At 68.1% G+C, this 17,781-nt stretch carries 15 protein-coding genes; 7 read left to right on the top strand and 8 right to left on the bottom strand.

Going from position 1 to position 17,781, the window contains the following annotated elements; translation table 11 throughout:
- The first annotated feature begins 53 nt into the window (after positions 1-53).
- On the top strand, positions 54-563 hold the full coding sequence (locus U4012_RS13980; protein ID WP_044846780.1) for a hypothetical protein: 510 nt from the start codon (positions 54-56) through the stop codon (positions 561-563).
- Here U4012_RS13980 and U4012_RS13975 read toward each other — a convergent pair.
- The 3 genes from U4012_RS13975 to U4012_RS13965 all read right to left on the bottom strand — a co-directional run bounded on the left by U4012_RS13975 (position 557) and on the right by U4012_RS13965 (position 4,223).
- Positions 557-2,011, bottom strand: a complete 1,455-nt coding sequence (locus U4012_RS13975) for a DEAD/DEAH box helicase (RefSeq protein WP_321799273.1) — start codon at positions 2,009-2,011, stop codon at positions 557-559. The genes U4012_RS13980 and U4012_RS13975 overlap by 7 nt on opposite strands.
- A gap of 129 nt (positions 2,012-2,140) precedes the next feature.
- Positions 2,141-3,439, bottom strand: a complete 1,299-nt coding sequence (locus U4012_RS13970; protein WP_044844543.1) for a c-type cytochrome — start codon at positions 3,437-3,439, stop codon at positions 2,141-2,143.
- Between the two features lie 19 nt (positions 3,440-3,458).
- Positions 3,459-4,223: a c-type cytochrome gene (locus U4012_RS13965; protein WP_044844542.1), complete on the bottom strand. Its 765-nt coding sequence runs from the start codon at positions 4,221-4,223 to the stop codon at positions 3,459-3,461.
- A 377-nt stretch (positions 4,224-4,600) separates the two neighbouring features.
- On the opposite strand from U4012_RS13965, the gene U4012_RS13960 reads away from it, so the two are divergent.
- Entirely contained in the window at positions 4,601-5,533 is a 933-nt protein-coding gene (locus U4012_RS13960) for a CopD family protein (RefSeq protein WP_321799269.1), read from the top strand.
- Positions 5,534-5,672: 139 nt separating this feature from the next.
- On the opposite strand, the gene dgoD is transcribed toward U4012_RS13960, so the two are convergent.
- Positions 5,673-6,821: a galactonate dehydratase gene (dgoD, locus tag U4012_RS13955; protein ID WP_321799267.1), complete on the bottom strand. Its 1,149-nt coding sequence runs from the start codon at positions 6,819-6,821 to the stop codon at positions 5,673-5,675.
- A gap of 119 nt (positions 6,822-6,940) precedes the next feature.
- Here dgoD and U4012_RS13950 point away from each other — a divergent pair, with 119 nt between their 5' ends.
- Complete coding sequence (locus U4012_RS13950) at positions 6,941-7,660, top strand: FadR/GntR family transcriptional regulator (RefSeq protein WP_321799265.1); 720 nt, start codon at positions 6,941-6,943, stop codon at positions 7,658-7,660.
- A gap of 27 nt (positions 7,661-7,687) precedes the next feature.
- On the opposite strand, the gene U4012_RS13945 is transcribed toward U4012_RS13950, so the two are convergent.
- Entirely contained in the window at positions 7,688-7,933 is a 246-nt protein-coding gene (locus tag U4012_RS13945) for a DUF1272 domain-containing protein (RefSeq protein WP_124486902.1), read from the bottom strand.
- Between the two features lie 152 nt (positions 7,934-8,085).
- Here U4012_RS13945 and U4012_RS13940 point away from each other — a divergent pair, with 152 nt between their 5' ends.
- Positions 8,086-8,433: a GFA family protein gene (locus tag U4012_RS13940; protein ID WP_321799262.1), complete on the top strand. Its 348-nt coding sequence runs from the start codon at positions 8,086-8,088 to the stop codon at positions 8,431-8,433.
- Between the two features lie 34 nt (positions 8,434-8,467).
- On the opposite strand, the gene U4012_RS13935 is transcribed toward U4012_RS13940, so the two are convergent.
- Complete coding sequence (locus U4012_RS13935; RefSeq protein WP_321799260.1) at positions 8,468-11,566, bottom strand: transglycosylase domain-containing protein; 3,099 nt, start codon at positions 11,564-11,566, stop codon at positions 8,468-8,470.
- A 419-nt stretch (positions 11,567-11,985) separates the two neighbouring features.
- Here U4012_RS13935 and U4012_RS13930 point away from each other — a divergent pair, with 419 nt between their 5' ends.
- Complete coding sequence (locus U4012_RS13930) at positions 11,986-12,378, top strand: MAPEG family protein (protein WP_124486999.1); 393 nt, start codon at positions 11,986-11,988, stop codon at positions 12,376-12,378.
- Positions 12,379-12,603: 225 nt separating this feature from the next.
- Here U4012_RS13930 and U4012_RS13925 read toward each other — a convergent pair whose 3' ends face one another.
- Entirely contained in the window at positions 12,604-13,491 is an 888-nt protein-coding gene (locus U4012_RS13925; RefSeq protein WP_321799258.1) for a LysR family transcriptional regulator, read from the bottom strand.
- A gap of 292 nt (positions 13,492-13,783) precedes the next feature.
- Positions 13,784-14,701 carry a LysR substrate-binding domain-containing protein gene (locus U4012_RS13920; RefSeq protein WP_124486906.1) on the bottom strand — a complete coding sequence of 306 codons (918 nt, stop codon included), beginning with the start codon at positions 14,699-14,701 and terminating at the stop codon, positions 13,784-13,786.
- A gap of 199 nt (positions 14,702-14,900) precedes the next feature.
- Between U4012_RS13920 and U4012_RS13915 the strand changes: the two genes are divergently transcribed.
- Positions 14,901-16,217 (top strand): MFS transporter, encoded by a 1,317-nt coding sequence (locus U4012_RS13915; protein WP_124892246.1) that lies wholly within the window; start codon positions 14,901-14,903, stop codon positions 16,215-16,217.
- Positions 16,218-16,245: 28 nt separating this feature from the next.
- Positions 16,246-17,718 (top strand): amidase, encoded by a 1,473-nt coding sequence (locus U4012_RS13910; protein WP_321799254.1) that lies wholly within the window; start codon positions 16,246-16,248, stop codon positions 17,716-17,718.
- Positions 17,719-17,781: the final 63 nt, after the last annotated feature.

Below are 17,781 nucleotides of genomic sequence, written 5' to 3'. Positions count from 1 at the left end.
CCGGCGCGCGTATGCTGCGCGATCATCATCTGCTTTTCACCGGGGCCGCCATCATGACCGATTCCCATCGCCACGCGCTCGAACAATGGACGTTCGACGCGTGGCCGCCGGCCGTCGTTGCGCTGTTCGACGGCACCGCGCTCGAACGCCATGCCGACTTCGCCGCATCGCTGATCGTCGCGACCGACGACGGCCAGCTGCGCACGACGCTGCTCAGCGTCGGCGAGATCCACGCGCGCGACGCGCATACGCTGCTGCTCGCGCTCTGGCCGCAATCGCGCGCGGCGCGCGCGCTGACACAACGGCGCGCGGCCGCGTTGACGCTCGTCGCGGACGGCGCATTCTTTCAGGCACAACTGAGGATCGAGCCGCTCGAAGGGGACTTCGGGGGCCTTGCCGGATTCGCTGCGACGATCGCGCACGGCGATGCGCAGCGGGTCGGCTATGCGCGTCTCGCGACCGGCGTCACGTTTGCGCTGGAAGGGGAGGCGCGCGCCGAGGTGCTCGCGCGCTGGCAGCGCCAGGTCGAGCACCTGCGGCGCGCGGCCGCGCGGCTTCAGTGACCGCGCTGGCCGCTGCGCGACGAACGGTTGCGGTTCGCGTGCGCGGCGTTGCCGTTCGCGGGGCGCGCGCCGTTGCCGCCTGACGGGCGGCCGCCACCGCTGGCGTTGCCGGTCGCGCCGCCGGTCGTGCGCGGCTTGGCCGCCTTCGCGGCCTTCGGCTGCGCATTGCCGTCGCGCTTCGCGGCCGGCTGGCCCGAGCCGCCTGCACGCGGCTGGCGATTGCCGCCACCGCCGCCACCGCCGCCGCCGTTACCGCCGCGCGGCTGCTGGCCGCGGCGTTGCTGGATCGGCTCAGGCTTCGCGGTCGGATCGGGTTCGAAGCCCGCGATCACTTCCTGCGGAATCTCGCGCTTGATCAGCCGCTCGATGTCGCGCAGCAGCTGCTTCTCGTCGACGCACACGAGCGACACGGCTTCGCCGGTCGCGCCCGCGCGGCCCGTGCGGCCGATCCGGTGCACGTAATCTTCCGGCACGTTCGGCAGGTCGAAGTTGACGACGTGCGGCAACTGGTCGATGTCGATCCCGCGCGCGGCGATGTCGGTTGCGACCAGCACCTGCAGCGTGCTGTTCTTGAATTCCGCGAGCGCGCGCGTGCGGGCCGACTGGCTCTTGTTGCCGTGGATCGCCATCGCGCTGATGCCGTCCTTCGTCAGCTGCTCGGCGAGCCGGTTCGCGCCGTGCTTGGTGCGCGTGAACACGAGCACCTGGAACCAGTTGTGTTCGCGGATCAGGTGCGTGAGCAGCTCGCGCTTGCGATCGCGGTCGACCGGGTGGATCTTCTGCGCGACGCTTTCCGCGGTGGTGTTGCGGCGCGCGACTTCGATCAGCGCCGGCGAATCGAGCAGGTTGTCGGCGAGCGACTTGATCTCGTCGGAGAAGGTCGCCGAGAACAGCAGGTTCTGGCGCTGCGGCGGCAGCTTCGCGAGCACGCGCTTGATGTCGTGGATGAAGCCCATGTCGAGCATCCGGTCGGCTTCGTCGAGCACGAGGATGTCGAGATCCGACAGGTCGATCGTCTTCTGCTGCATGTGATCGAGCAGACGCCCCGGCGTCGCGACGACGATGTCGACGCCGCGCTTGAGCGCATCGATCTGCGGATTGATGCTGACGCCGCCGAACATCACGGTCGAGCGCAGCTTCAGGTACTTGCTGTACGCGCGCACGCTTTCCTCGACCTGGGCGGCGAGTTCGCGCGTCGGCGTGAGGATCAGCGCGCGCACCGCGCGCTTCGCGCCGCGATGCTCGGCGTAGAACGTGTGCAGGCGCTGCAGGATCGGCAACGTGAAGCCGGCGGTCTTGCCGGTGCCGGTCTGCGCGCCGGCGAGCAGGTCGCCGCCGCCGAGGACGGCGGGGATCGCCTGCTGCTGGATGGGCGTCGGCGACGTGTAGCCGAGCTCGTTGACCGCCTTGACCAGCGGTTCGGCCAGGCCGAGAGATTCGAAAGACATAGTTACCACTCTTGAGTTTTATGATCGGCGACGCCTCGCGCGGCCAGCGCGGGGAACGGCGTCGCAAAAAAGCAAAGGGGCGCGGCTGCGGTTTCCCGCAGCCGCGCCCCCGTTTGTGTCGCGCGCTAGTTAGTCAAGCGGCGCGGAACGCAGGTCGCTCACCTGTTGCGGCGAGATCGGCGTACCGTTGTTGCCCCACGACATCCGGATATACGTGACGACTGCCGCGACTTCCTGGTTCGACAGCGACTGTGCGAACGGCGGCATCCCGTACGGACGCGGATTCTTGAACGTGCTCGGCGGATAGCCGCCATTCAGCACCATGCGGATCGGGTTGACCGCCGATTCCATCACGATCGAATGGTTGCCCGCGAGCGGCGGATACGCCGGCGGCTTGCCCGCGCCGGTTTCGGCGTGGCAGGTCGCGCAGTTGTCCGCGTAGATCTTCTTGCCCTGGTCGAACAGCGTGTTGCCGAACTGCTTCGACGGCTCGTACTGCATGTTCTTCGGCGCTTCAGCCTTCTGCGGGATCGACTTCAGGTACGTCGACATCGCGCGCGTATCTTCGTCGCTCATGTACTGCAGGCTGTTGTGCACGACGTCGGCCATCGGGCCGAACACCGCACCCTTGTTCGACACGCCGGCCTGCAGCAGGTCCGACAGCTCCTGCACGTGCCAGTCGCCGAGGCCGAGTTCCTTGTCGTTCGTCAGCGACGGCGCATACCAGTTCTGCAGCGGGATCAGGCCGCCCGCGAAGGCTGCCGAGTTCACCGGGCCGCCCATCATGTTGATCGACGTGTGGCACATCGAGCAGTGGCCGAGGCCTTCGACGAGGTACGCGCCGCGGTTCCATTCGACCGACTTGGTCGGATCCGGCTTGTACTCGCCTTCCTTGAAGAACAGCGTGCGCCAGCCGATCAGCAGGTTGCGGTTGTTGAACGGGAACTTCAGTTCGTGCGGACGGCTCGGCACCGAGACCGGCGGGACCGAACGCAGGTACGCGTAGATCGCGTCCGAGTCGGCGCGCGTGACCTTCGTGTAGCTCGCGAACGGGAAGCCCGGGTAGAGCAGGCTGCCGTCCTTCGAACGGCCGGTGTGCATCGCGCGGTAGAAGTCGTCCGACGTCCACTTGCCGATGCCGTCCTTGTCGTCCGGCGTGATGTTCGGCGTGTACATCGTGCCGAACGGCGTCGCCATCGGCAGGCCGCCCGCGAACGACTTGCCGCCGCGCACGGTGTGGCACGCGATACAGTCGCCGACGCGCGCGAGGTATTCGCCCTTCTTGATCAGCGCGGCCTGGTCGGCCGGCGTGGCCGCGACGGCGGCAGCGCCGTGCAGCGTGTCGTTGCCCGGCCACAGGACCGGCACGAGGGCGGCGGCCGCGACGATCGCGACAGCCGAGAGTGCAAACAGGGACTTGCGTTTCATTGTGTCTGTCTCCCTTGCCTTATTGCGGTTCGCTGCCGCAGGCGAGCGGAGTCTTCATCGAACGCGCCGGGGCCGGCACGGGGTTGGCGGGCGCCGGTTGCGCGGCGAGCCATGCGGTCACGGCCGTCACGTCTTCGTCGGAAAGCTTCGCGGCGATGTCGTGCATGCAATCCGGTGCCTTCGCGTGGCGGTTGCCCGAGCGCCATGCGCCGAGCTGTGCGCTCAGGTAATCGGCGTGCAGGCCGACGAGGCCCGGGATCGCCGGCTGCATGCCGGTCAGCCCTGCGCCGTGGCAGGCCACGCAGGCCGGCAGCTTGCGCGACGGATCGCCTTGCGTGACGAGCTGCTTGCCGCGCGCGAGCGTGGCAGCCGGCAGCGTCGGCTTGGCCGGCGTCGGGTACGGCGGACGCTCGGCCGAGAAGTGCTCGGCGATTTCCTTCAGGTAATCGTCGTTCAGGTAGGTCAGCAGATAGTTCATCGGCGGGTACTTGCGCCGGCCATCACGGAAGTTGACGAGCTGGTTGTACAGGTACTCCGCCGGCTTGCCGGCAAGACGCGGGAAATAGTCGTTGTCCGTGCCCTGGCCGTGAACGCCGTGACATGCGGTACAGCCGCGCACACGCTCGGCCATCGTATCGGGTGCCTTGAGCGGCGCCTGCTGGGCGTGCGCTTGCTCCGTGGGCTTGGTCTGCGCTTGGGCAGCGCTCATAAGGCCCGCGCCACCGATCAGGAGAACGGCAAGCAACGGACGGAAGAGGCGTCTTGAAGACACACGAGACTCCATGTTTATTCGTCGGGGACCTGTCCGGGCTACGATCGGCTCGGCGCATGGACGGCAGGACAGCCGGGCTGCTGCGACGCGGCATTCTATCATCGATGGGTAATGACGGCTATTTGGCAAAAGGTCATCGGTTCCTGCCTGTTTACGACTTGCGACAATTTGACGCGCTATCTGCACGCATCGTGTGAACCGGCGTGCGCTTTGACCATCGAAGACCGTACACTCGCGGGTCGCGCGGCGCCGCCTCCGCCGCAGATCCAGTCATTTCTCCCGTTTCCGGATTCATCGATGACGTTCCTTACCGTGCCGTTGCCGTCTTCCCGCTGTCGTTCCACTTGCCGCCGCGCCACCGGCCGGCCGTTCTCCGGAGGGTGTGCGCGATGAGGATCGACAGCTTGTGGATCGGGCAGGTCGCGCTGGCGGCATTGATGGACGCGACGTTCGCGATGGCGGTCGGCTCGGCGCTGCTCAAGGCGTGGCTCGGCAAGGACGGCGCGCGGCCGGTCGTCGCGCCGTCGCATCCCGCATGGCTGCGCGCGCAACATTCGCTGGTCGCGGCGGCGCTCGCGCTCGTGCTCGCCGATCTCGGCTGGCTCGTGTACGAAGCCGCGGCGATGAGCGGCGCGGGGCTCGGCGGTGCGTTCGCCGCGATTCCCGTCATGCTCACGCAGACCCACGCGGGCTTCGCGTGGAGCGTCGCGTTCGCCGGCGCCGTGGTGCTCGCGATCGTCGCGCTCGCGAAGCCGGACGGCCCGGTCGCGCACGCGGTGCTGTGGCTCGCGGTGATCGTGGTCGCGGGCGGCAAGGCGTCGCTCGGCCATGCGGCCGATACCGGCCTGCTGTCCGCGGCGGTCGGCGTGCAGACGCTGCACCTGCTCGCCACCGCGGTGTGGGGCGGCCTCGTGCTCGCGGGCGGGCTCGCGGTGCTGCCGGTGCTCGGCTCGTCGGTCGCGCGCGGCGCGCTGATCCGGATCGGCCAGCACCTGTCGCGTACGTCGGTGATCGCGGTCGTCTTCGTGCTCGGCACCGGCGTGCTCAATGCACTGCGCGGGCTCGGCGGCTCGGTCGCGCCGCTCGACGGCAGCACGTGGGGGCGCGTGCTGCTGCTCAAGCTGTTGCTCGTCGCGCTCGCGCTCGTGCTCGGCGGGTTGAACCGCTTCTCCGCGCTGCCGCGCCTGCGCCGTACCGCGTCGACCGAGGATGCGCACACGTTCCGCAACATCCTGCATCTCGAGGCGCTGACGATGATCGGCGTGTTCGTCGCGGCCGCCGTGCTGGCGTCCTGCGTGCCGGGGTTCGCGGCGCTCGGCTGACGGCCGGCTCGCCGCGGCGCAGGGCCGGGTGCCCGCGCGCCGCGAGCCGCGGATGCAAGAACGGCCGCCTGCCGGGCGGCCGTCTCGAAGCCGATGCGCGGCATGCCCGCCGCGCATCGCATCTCATCTCACCTCGGCATCACCACTCGGCGACGCTGCCGTCCGCGTGGCGCCACACCGGGTTGCGCCAGCGGTGGCCCGTCTTCGCCATCTCGCGCACCTTCTCCTCGTTGACGTCGATGCCGAGCCCCGGGCCCTGCGGGATCGCGACGAAGCCGTCCTCGTAGCGGAACACCTCGGGGTTGCGCAGGTAGTCGAGCAGGTCGTTGCCCTGGTTGTAGTGGATGCCGAGGCTCTGTTCCTGGATGAACGCGTTGTAGCTGACCGCGTCGAGCTGCAGGCATGCGGCCAGCGCGATCGGGCCGAGCGGGCAGTGCAGCGCGAGCGCGACGTCGTAGCTTTCCGCGAGCGTCGCGATCTTGCGGCACTCGGTGATGCCGCCCGCGTGCGACGCATCGGGCTGGATGATGTCGACGTAGCCGCCCGCGAGGATGTGCTTGAAGTCCCAGCGCGAGTAGAGCCGCTCGCCGAGCGCGATCGGCGTGTTGGTCTGGTTGACGATGTCGCGCAGCGCCTCGGCGTTCTCCGACAGCACCGGCTCCTCGATGAACATCAGCTTGTACGGATCGAGCTCCTTCGCGAGCACCTTCGCCATCGGCTTGTGCACGCGGCCGTGGAAGTCGACGCCGATCCCGACGTGCGGGCCGACCGCGTCGCGCACCGCCGCGACGTTCGCGATCACCTGCTCGACCTTGTCGTAGGTGTCGACGATCTGCAGCTCTTCGGAGCCGTTCATCTTCACCGCCTTGAAGCCGCGCTCGACCACGGCGCGTGCATTGTTCGCGACGTCGCTCGGCCGGTCGCCGCCGATCCACGAATACACCTTGATGCGCTCGCGCACCTGGCCGCCGAGCAGCGCATGCACGGGCACGCCGTGATGCTTGCCCTTGATGTCCCACAACGCCTGGTCGACGCCCGCGATCGCGCTCATCGTGATCGGGCCGCCGCGGTAGAAGCCGGCGCGGTACATCACCTGCCAGTGATCCTCGATCAGCAGCGGGTCGCGGCCGACCAGGTAGTCGGCGAGTTCCCGCACCGCGGCCTCGACGGTGTGCGCGCGGCCCTCGACGATCGGCTCGCCCCAGCCGACGATGCCCTCGTCGGTCTCGATCTTGAGGAACAGCCAGCGCGGCGGGACGACGAAGGTTTCGAGGCGGGTGATTTTCATGTCGCTTGTCTCCAGGGTGGACCGGCGCGGACGTGCGGACGCGGCGCCGGTCGAGTACGTGACGACGATCCTAGCGTAGCGCGTTAAAAAATAGTATTAATAGCACTATTGTGCAGATAGTGGGCAGCCGCGGCGTTGCCCATCACCGGAGAACGATCATTCAACGCGACCTGCATGGACAGACGGCCTTCCGGCTGGCGACGGCGATCCTGCGGGGCGACTATCCGCCCGAGTCGCTGCTGCCGCGCGAGCCGGACCTGATGGCGATGTTCGGGGTGAGCCGCACGGTGCTGCGCGAGGCGCTGCGCACGCTGACGTCGAAGGGACTGGTCGAATCGCGGCCGAAGGTCGGCACGCGCGTGCGGCCGCGCCGCGCATGGAACCTGCTCGACGCCGACCTGCTCGACTGGTACGCGCGCGTCGCGCCGCCGCTCGCGTTCGCGCTGAAGCTGCAGGAAATGCGCGAGATGATCGAGCCGCATGCGGCCGCGCTGGCTGCTCGCACGCATACGCCCGAAGCGTTCGATGCGATCGATGGCGCGGCGCGCGCGATGGCCGCCGCGCGCAACGTCGACGAGTGGGTGCATGCGGACCTGCGTTTTCACCTGAGCGTGCTGGAGGCCGGTGGCAACGAACTGCTGGTGCCGCTCGGCGCGCTGATCGACCGCACGCTGGAAGCGCAATTGCATCTGAACGCGCGCCGTGCGCACGTCTACAACGCATCGCTCGCCGAGCACGTTGCCGTCAGCGATGCGATCCGCGTGCGCGACGAGGACGGCGCGCGCCGCGCGATGGCGTCGCTGCTCGCGGTGACGCGCGCGCGGATCGAGATGGCGTGACGGAAACGGACGGGCGGTGCGGCGCCGTCAGGCGTTCGCGCAGCCGCCCGGCTTGACGATGCGCTCCGTCGATGGCGGGTACTTCGCGAGCAGGCTCGCCGGCCGCCGCGGACGCGCGACCAGGTCGCCGCCGCAGTTCGGGCACCGGCCCTTCAGCACGTCGTCGGCGCAGGTCGCGCAGAACGTGCATTCGAACGTACAGATGCGCGCTTCCGCCGAATCGGGCGGCAGGTCCTTGTCGCAGCATTCGCAGCCGGGGCGCAGTTCGAGCATGACGGTTTTCCTTGGTCGCAGAGGGTCGGGGCGGGCGCCGCCGGACGTTGCGTGCGGCGCATGCGAGCGCTACTGTACGCGTTTGGACCGGCCTGGCCAACGGTGTCCGCCCGGATACCGCCGACGCGCACGGGCCGCCCCGGGAGACGACCATGCTTTATCACGGAAGCTGTCATTGCGGCGACGTGAAGTTCGAGGCGCAAGGCGACCTGCAGGGCGTGATGGCCTGCAACTGCTCGATCTGCCGGCGCAAGGGCGCGCTGATGTGGTTCGTGCCGCGCGATCACATGACACTGCTCACGCCCGACGACAAACTCGCCACCTACCTGTTCAACAAGCACGTGATCCGCCATCGCTTCTGCAAGCGCTGCGGGATCCACACGTTCGCCGAGGGGACTCATCCGGACGGCACCGCGATGGCCGCGATCAACGTGCGATGCCTCGAGGATGTCGATTTCGATGCGCTGCCCGTCACGCACTACGACGGCCGTTCGCACTGAGCGGCGCGTCGTGGCATGAGCGCGCGGGCCGCCGTCAGGACGGCTCGACCTGCGGCGCCGGCGTTTCCGCCTGCGGCGCGGGGCCCGTCGTGCGCGTGCCGGCCGCGGCCGGGCGTTCGATCAGCGGCGCGAGCGCCGGCGCCATCGACTTCAGCAACTGCACGGCCATCGCGCTCGTGAAGTCGTAGCGCGCCGCGTAAGGTTCGTGCGCGGTCGCCGTCAGCACGCCGAAGAAGCGGTCGCCGAGCACGAACACGAACGTGCCGCTGCGATTGACCTTGCGCGACTCGATCAGCCGCGCGCCGCGCGCGTAGACATTGAAGCGCTGGTCGCCCGTCCCGGTCTTGCCGTAGACCTGCAGCGTCTTGCCGTCGGGCAGCGTGAAGCCGCCCGACAGGCGCCGCGCCGTGCCGTTCAGCACGACGTCGCGCAGCAGCGTGCGCGCCACGTTGACGATCTCCGGCGACAGCATCGGCTGCGGCTGCGCGGCCGCGCGCACGAAGCGCGTCTCGTACGGCGTGCCCTTCGCGAAGTCGAGGCGCGTGATCGTCTCGGTCGGCGCCTTCCGGCCGCCGGTCGCGATCAGGCCGATCAGTTTCGCGAGCGCGTCGGGCTGGTCGCCCGATGCGCCGATCGCGGCCGCGTAGGACGGCGTGACTTCCTCGAACGGGTAGCCGAGCGCGCGCCACGCCTTCGTGATTTCCGCATACGCGCGCAGCTCGACCATGCGGCGGATGCGCCGGTCCTGGGTCGCGTGGTAGCGCGTCTTGTACAGCCACGAGTACGTGTAGAAGCGCGCATCGCGGCTGTCGCGCCGGACCTCGGCGAGCGACGCGTTCGGGTGGGCGCGCAGGTAGTTGAGCGTCCACAGCGCGAGCGGGTGGACGCTCGCGATATAGCCGCGATCGTTGAGGTTGAAGCGGTCGATCGCGTATTTCGCGTAGAGCGCGGCGAGATCGTCGTCCGACAGCGTCGCGGCCGGCGTGCCTTTCAGCTGCGCGCGCATCTGCGCATCGAACCACGCGAGCGATTCGTTCGGCGCGACGCTGCGCAGCACCGTCGCGATCTTCGGCGGCGACTTGCGCACGTTCTGCAGCAGCAGCGCGAGCGCGTCGTCGGGCGCCTTGCCCGCATAGCGCGTGTAGTAGCGCTTCACGTAGACCTGGCTTTCGCCGTCGACGAACTGCTCGAGGTAATGCTTGCGCTGCGCCGGATCGTCGAGCCACGACGACGACGGGCCGGCCGCCTGCAGCATCTCGTAATGGACGATGTCGCGCATCAGCCGCACGAACACGAGGTTGACCGAGTGCTCGAACGCCGTATGCAGCGTGAGGATGCGGCCGTTGTCCGACTTCTCGAAGTTCGAGAACACCTGCGCGCCGCCGCCCGTGTAGAACACGTCGGGGCTCGCCGAGTACTTGCGTTCGACCGACGCGTCGAGCATCGCCTGGAGCGAGCGGTCGCGCGTATGCGACAGGTAGTCGAGCGCCCAGTGCGACAGCCCGTCGAGCGGGTCGGGCTTCACTTTCGCGAGTTGCGCGTTCGACAGGTTGCCGTAGCGCGCATGCAGGTCGGAGACGATCTGCAGGTAGGTGATCAGCGTGCGCAGCTTCGCGGTCGAGCCGAGGTTGATGCGGCCGCCGCGGTTCACGTCGAACGGCTGGTTCACGCTGTCGGTCTGCACGCGCAGCATGTTCGCGCCGTTGCGATGCTCGTACAGCGTGAAGCTGTACGTGAGGTGCGACGGGTCGTCCCTCGGCGCGAGCATCTCGAAGCCGTACAGGCCGGCGGCCTGCGCACCGTCGCGGGTCGACGCCTTCGCGAGCCGTTCGGCGACCGCCTGCTGCACGCCGTTGTCGAGCGTGCTGGTGGCTTCCAGGTCGAGCTGGTCGAGCTGGTACAGGTCGCTGATCCCGAGTGCCGACAGCAGCGACGCGCGCGCGGACGACACGGCCTTGCGCGACACGAACGACTGCACGTGCGCGGCGGCCGGCGGCGCGCTGCGCTCGATCTGCGCGGCAAGCGCGGCATCGCGCAGCGCGGGCGAGATCACGCCGCCGTTCGACAGGAGCCGCAGGTAGCTGTCGGTCAGCTTCTGCAGCGCGGGATAGCCGCGATTCAGGAAGTACGACGGCGCGCGCTGCGCGATGATCAGCGACAGCACTTCGCGGAACGTCTTGCCCTGTTCGTCGACGTTGTCGCCGGTCGTCGGCGCGGACAGGATGCGGTTCACGTCGTTGAAGTCGCGGCCGTACCACGCGGCGAGACCGTCGCCGATGCCGGTGATTTCACCCACGTGCGGCCGCGCGGCGAGCGGTACCGAGTTCAGGTAGCGCACGACGATCGCGCGGCGCGCGAGCATCGTCTGCGGGCCGTTCATGTAGGCGAGGATCGACGCGGACGCGATCTGCCGCAGCTTCTCCGGCGGCGTCGCGGTGCGGCCGTCCGGCGAATGGCGGAACTTCTCGATTTGCGTCGCGAGCGTGCTGCCGCCCGGGCGTGCCTGATGACGGTTGACGACGTGCAGCGCCTGATCGGCGAGCGCGCGGCCGAAGCGGCCCCAGTCGATCGCCGGGTTGCGGTTCGGCTGGTTCGCGTCGAGCAGGTAGCGATCCTCGATGAACAGCAGCGAATCGGCGACGACGCGCGGCACCGTGTCGAAGTCGGCGTACACGCGTTGCGGGAACACGGTCGCGAACAGCGGCGAGCCGGTCGAGTCGAACAGCATCAGCCCGGCCTGGTCTTTCTCTTCGTAAGGCAGGAACAGGCCGCGATCGGCGAGCGACAGCATCCGTTCCGAATCGCGCGCCTGCTTGCCGACGACGAAGCCGCGCGCGAGCAGATGCTGCTGGAACGCGGGAAGCAGCGAATAGCCGAGGCGCTGGTCGTACGGCCCGTTGACGGGGAAGCGGATGTGATCGCTCGCGCCCGCCTCGACGGTATAGCCGATGTCGCGGGTGAGCTCGGACAGGTAGCGCGCCTGCAGGCGCGACGTCTCGAACTCGGTCATCACGAGCCGGGCAATGATCGCCACCGCGATCACCAGCGCGGCGAGCAAGGACCACTTGATCCACGTCCAGACCGATGCACTCCCGGTCACGCGCGGCAGGATGCGATTCAGCGGCCGATTCATGGCGGCGTCTCCCTGAAGGCGCAGGCTCCGGCCGCACCCCATTAAGGATTAGTGTAGTCCTCCGCAGCGGGCTGCCAAGGGTGGTTCACTACCGAGATGCGTCGGCGCAACGCGCATGCCTGTGACATGCGGGAACCGGCCTGTGGTGCGGTGGCGCGCGTCGCCGTGACGTAACGTTTGCGCGTTCCGCTCGCGTGCCTGCGTGTGTCAACGGCGACAAGGTGGCCGTGCCGATCGCGCCGATCGTTTTACGCACCGGCCTTGTGCATTGCGAAATCGCGACAAATCGGGTCCGATCGTATTGCCGAAGTCATGGCGCGATGCGCGACGAAGCTACGAGTTTCCGAGATAGCCGGATGCACGGGCCGCAGGTACGATCGCCGGATATGCGGCGCATGTCCGTTTTTGCCGGGGGTGCCATGTCGATTCATCCCGTCGCGCTCGTTTGCACGGCGATCCTGGGGTTGATGCTGTTCGGGCTCGGCCTGGTCGTGTCCGTCACGCGCTTCCGGCGTACCACCAATTCCGGGTGTGCGTCCGATCCGACCGACGGATTGCACAAGATCGTGCGCGCGCATGGCAACACGGCCGAATACGCGCCGTTTCTCGCGGTGCTGTTTCTCTATTTCGGCGCACACGACCCATCGCGCGCGATCGTCTCGTTGATCGTCGCGGCAACCGCGTGCCGCTGCCTGCTCGTGATCGGATTGCTCGCATGGCCGACCATGGCGAGGCCGAATCCCCTGCGGTTCATCGGCGCGCTCGGCACATATCTGTGCGGCGCCGCGCTATGCGTCGCGCTGTTCGTCTGAGCAGGTCGCTGTCGCCATGGCCGCTTCGCGGGATCGTGCCGCCGCGCGGTCTCGACGAAGCAGTGGATCAGCTGGTCGCACGACCGAATCGCGCACCTGCTTGCCGATGACGAAGCCGCGCGCGAGCAGCTGCTGCTGGAATGCGGGAAGCGTCGAATAACCGAGGCGCTGGTCGTACGGCGTCGCCGGCGTTGGTAAAAATGGCACGTGATTACAGCCTTTCATTCACCTGACGAAATGATCGATCAGGTGATCGATGAAAAGCCGCGCCTTGCGAGGAAAATGGCGCCGGCTCGGGTACACGACGTTCATCTCGAGTTCCTCGAGCCGATAGTCGGCGAGCAGTTCGCGCAGCCGGCCGGCGGCGAGATCCGGTGCGGCGAGGAAGTCCGGCAGCACCGCGATGCCCATGCCGGCGAGCGCCCAGTTGCGGATCAGCCCGATGTTGTTCGACGACGCGGACTTGTTCGGGCGCACGGTGACACACGCGGAACCCGGGTCGAACGACAGGTGCTCGCCCGCGAAGTCGGCATGGAACGCGAGGCACGCGTGGGATGCGAGGTCGTGAGGATGGGCCGGCGCACCGTGCCGTTCGATATACGACGGCGCCGCGCAGACGATCCGCTTCAGGCGCGTGAGCGGGCGTTTCACCAGCGTGTTGTTGCCGATGTGCTGCGACAGCAGCAGCCCGACGTCGAAGCCCTCCGACACGAGGTCGACATGGCGGTCCAGCATCGTGACCTCCGGCACGATGGCCGGATGCCGCGCCTTGAACGCGTCGATCGCAGGCGCGAGCACGTGCATGCCGAACATCACCGGCGCGGCGATCTTCAGCGACCCGATCGGCTCGTGGTGCATCGACGCGATCGTTTCCTCGACGCGGTCGATTTCCTCGATCACGTGCCGGATCTGGGCGAGGTACAGATGACCGGCGTCGGTCAGCGACAGGCTGCGCGTCGTGCGGTTCAGCAGGCGTGCGCCGAGCCGGTCCTCGATGCCCATCACGAGGCGCGTGGCCGACGAGTTGGAGATGTTCAGTTCCGTTGCCGCGCGCGCGAAACTGTGGAGTTCGGCGACCTTGATGAATAGCCGCATTGGGAGGAATTCGTCCATTTTTTTATCGAAGACCAGAAATTGGTTTATTGAATTTTATTCTTCGATGGATTGGCTTGAACGACTCGTTTTAACGAATAAGTATTATGAAATGGTGTGTTGATCGGCTGCCTGATTGGTTTCAGAATAAGCGGTTGGGCGGATGCGGGTTCGGCGGAATTATTTTCGTATTCCGCTCGATATAAACCAATTTTATCGGTCTGTATTTAGTAAATGTACGAAAATGCGTGAAAAGTTTTCGTATAAAACGATCGATATGATCACTGCAGGCCGAGTCGAATCAGACGCGTCGCTATCGCCACAGCAGCTTCGCGGGATCGTGCCGCCGCACGGCCTCGACGAAGCAGTGGATCAGGTAGTCGCACGCGACCGTGTTGAGCGCGTCGCGGCGCGTCAGCACGCCGGCCGACACGGTCGGGATCGTCTCCTTCACGTTGATCGTGACCATCCGTTCCCGGATCCAGTCGACTTCCATGAAATGCTTCGGCACGCACGACACGGTGTCGGTGTGCACCGACAGCGAGAACGCCGCGCTGAACGACGTGCATTCGACGATCGGCTGCGGCGCCCGGTAGCCGTGCGCGACGAACACGTTCTGCAGCAGCCGGCCGATGCTTTCCGGCGACGTGTTCAGCACCCACTGCGCGTCCTGCAGCTGCGCGAGCGACGTGCAGTGGCGCAGCGGATTGCTCGCGCGCGTCATCAGGATCAGCTCCGATTCGAGCAGCGGCCGGAACGTGAATTCGGGTGACAGCCGCGTCGCATCGACGATCGCGATCACGAAGTCGAGCGAGCCGTCGCGCAGGCGCGGCAGCGCCGTGTCGAGAAAGCCTTCGCGCACGTCGAGGCGGATCGTCGGCATCCGCTGCCGAAACGCGTCGAGCGCGGCCGGCAGGAAGCCGAGCGACATCAGCGGCGTCAGCGCGCACGCGAGCGCGCCTTCCTTGCCGCCTGAAAGCTGGATCACGTCGTCGCGCGCGTGCTGCATCTCCGCGAGGATCAGGCGCGCACGCGCATAGACGGCCTGCCCGAAGCGCGTGAGCTGCGCGCCGCGCGCGTTGCGCGTGACGAGCGGCACGCCGAGGTCCTGCTCGAGTTCGCGGATCGCCTTCGTGAGCGCGGGCTGCGACAGGTGGATCGCGCGCGCGGCGGCGCGCAGGCTGCCGTGTTCGGCGATGGCGGCAAGCGCCCGGAGCTGGTGGTGTTTCACGGCGTGGCAGGGCGCGGCGGCAGTGGCGACCTTCGCATCCTACACCGCGGCGGCGCGCGAAAAGCACGCGATAACCGGGCGTTATCACGATCGGAAAATGTCGCTCCGGGCTGCGTATTTTGAATGCCTAGACTGCATGCGCAGGCCGTCGAACGGGCCGCGCACCAGACCCGCATAACCAGTACGGAGACTCATCTTCATGAAGGCGCCCCGAGCGGACAGCATGTTCGGCGGGCATGTCGGCGACGTTGCCGCATCCCCGTCCAATCGCCAGCTGATCGTCGCGATCACGATCGGCAACGGCCTTGAATTCTTCGATCTCACCGTGTTCAGCTTCTTCGCGGTGCTGCTCGGCAAACTGTTCTTTCCGGCCGCGTCCGCGCAGCAGCAATTGCTGATGTCGGTCGCGACGTTCGGCGTCGGCTTCATCGCGCGGCCGGTCGGCGGCGTCGTGATCGGGCTCGTGGCCGACCGCTTCGGCCGCGTGCCGGCGATGAACCTCACGCTCGTCACGATGGCGCTCGGCACCGGGATGATCGGCATTCTGCCGACCTATGCGCAGATCGGCATCGCGGCGCCCGTGCTGGTCGTGCTCGCCAGGCTGCTGCAGGGCTTTTCGGCCGGCGGCGAGGTCGGCGTGTCGACGTCGCTGCTCGCCGAACGCGCGCCGCCCGGCGAGCGCGGCTACTACACGAGCTGGCAGTTCGCGAGCCAGGGCGCCGCGGCGCTGGCCGGCTCGTTCGTCGGCTTCCTGCTGTCGCATTTCCTCGCCCCCGCCGCGCTCGAATCGTGGGGCTGGCGCGTGCCGTTCCTCGCCGGCGTGCTGATCGCGCCGGTCGGCCTGTATCTGCGCGCGCGCTTTAATGCGATCGAGCAGCACGCGCCGGCCGCGGCCGCGCGGCGCTCGTCCGCGGTACTCGGCACCGTGCTGCGGCGCGACGGCGGCGCCGTGCTGACCGCGCTCGGCCTCGTGGTCGGCGGCACCGCGGCGCACTTCATCGTCCTCTATTACATGTCGACGTACGCGATCCGCGTGCTGCACCTGCCGATGGATACCGCGTTGTGGTGCGGCATCCTGTCCGGTGCGGTGATGTTCGTCGCCGCGCCGATCGGCGGACGGCTGTCGGACCGCACCGGCAGCAAGCGCGTCGCGCTGTGGACGCGTGTCGCGCTGACCGTGCTGATCCTGCCGGGCTTCTGGCTGATCCGCGCGGTGCCGTCGATCGCGACGATGTACGCGGTCGTGATGCTGCTCGCCGCGCTGCACTCGATCAATGCCGGCGCGAACGGCGTGATTCTCGCCGAGCTGTTTCCGAAGAGCACGCGCGCGACCGCGCTGTCGATCGCGTATGCGGGCGGCGTGTCGATCTTCGGCGGCTTCGCGCAGTTCATCGTCACCTGGCTGATCGGGGCGACCGGCAATCCGGCCGCGCCGGCGTGGTACGTGATCGTCTGCGGCGTGCTGTCGCTCGTCGCGCTCGCGTTTGCGTCCGATCGAAGCGATCAGGATGACTGACCGATATTCCTTTTCTTCCATTCGCCCCATGACCACCACCGTTTCGTTTTCGTCGTCGCCGGCCGACGTCGCCGCCGGCGACCTGTGCGACCTGCCCGCACGCACCATGCTCGATCTGCTGAAGGCGCGGCAGATCAGCGCGTGCGACCTGCTCGATGCGCATCTCGCGCGCATCGCGACGGTCAACCCGCGCGTGAACGCGCTCGTCACCGTCGTCGATCCCGATGCGCTGCGTGCCCGCGCACGCGAGATCGACGCACGCTGGGCGCGCGGCGAATGGGTGGGGCCGCTGCACGGGCTGCCGGTGTCGCAGAAGGACCTGACCGCGACGCGCGGCGTGCGCACGACCTTCGGCTCGCCGCTGTTCGCCGATCACGTGCCGCAGCACGACGCGCTGATCGTGCGCCGCTGCGCGAGTGCCGGCGCGCTGATGATCGGCAAGTCGAACACGCCGGAATTCGGCGCCGGCTCGCATACGTTCAACGAGGTGTTCGGCGCGACCCGCAACCCGTGGGACCTGACGCGTTCCGCGGGCGGCAGCAGCGGTGGCGCTGCCGCGGCGCTCGCCTGCGGGATGAATCCGCTCGCATGCGGCAGCGACATGGGCGGCTCGCTGCGCAACCCGGCCGCGTGGAACAGCGTGGTCGGGCTGCGGCCGTCGCCGGGCCGCGTGCCGCGCGCGCCGGACCTGAACGGCTGGGCGACGCTCGGCGTCGACGGGCCGATGGCGCGCGACGTCGCCGACACCGCGCTGCTGCTGTCCGCGATCGCCGGGCCGAGCGGCGAAACCGCGACTGAAATCGCGGAGCCGGGCGCGCGCTTCGCGCAGCCGCTCGAACGCGATTTCCGCGGCACGCGCATCGCGATGTCGCGCGGCTTGCCCGGCGTGCCGGTCGATCCGGAGATCCGGCGCGCCGTCGATGCGCAGGCGCGCGTGTTCGCGTCGCTCGGCTGCGAAGTCGAATTCGACGATCCCGATCTTTCGGAGGCCGAAGAAGTATTCCGCATCGAGCGTGCCTGGATGATCGGCACGCTGGTCGACGGCTTCGACGAACGGCAGCGTGCCGCGCTGAAGCCCGAACTCCTCGACGAATACCGGCTGCATCGGTCGCTCTCGGCCGCGGATCTCGGCCGCATGTTCGTGCGCAAGACACGGCTGTTCGACCGGATGCGTGCGTTCATGCAGCGCTATGCGTTCTACGTGCTGCCGACGACGCAGGTGATGCCGTTCGACGCCGCGCTGCGCGTGCCCGCCGACGTGCTCGGCATCGCGAACACGACCTACATCGACTGGATGCGCGTGTGCTGGCTGCTGTCGTCGACCGAGGCGCCGATCCTGTCCGTGCCGTGCGGTTTCTCCGCGACCGGCTTGCCGATCGGCATGCAGATCGTCGGCCGCTACCGCGACGACTGGGGCGTGCTCCAGTTCGGCCATGCGTACGAAGTCGCGGCCGGCCGTCGCCGGACGCTGCCGCCCGTCGTCGCCGACGCGCTGCGCTGACCACTTTTCCCGGCTGATAGCGGACCGTTCCGGTCCGTGCCGGCAGGCCGCGCGCCTGCGGGG

Origin of the sequence: Burkholderia sp. BCC1988 (assembly GCF_905339895.1) — a bacterium.
Classification (GTDB): domain Bacteria; phylum Pseudomonadota; class Gammaproteobacteria; order Burkholderiales; family Burkholderiaceae; genus Burkholderia.
The sequence above is the reverse complement of the archived record's forward strand: the minus strand, read 5'-3'. Positions and strand labels throughout refer to the sequence as shown.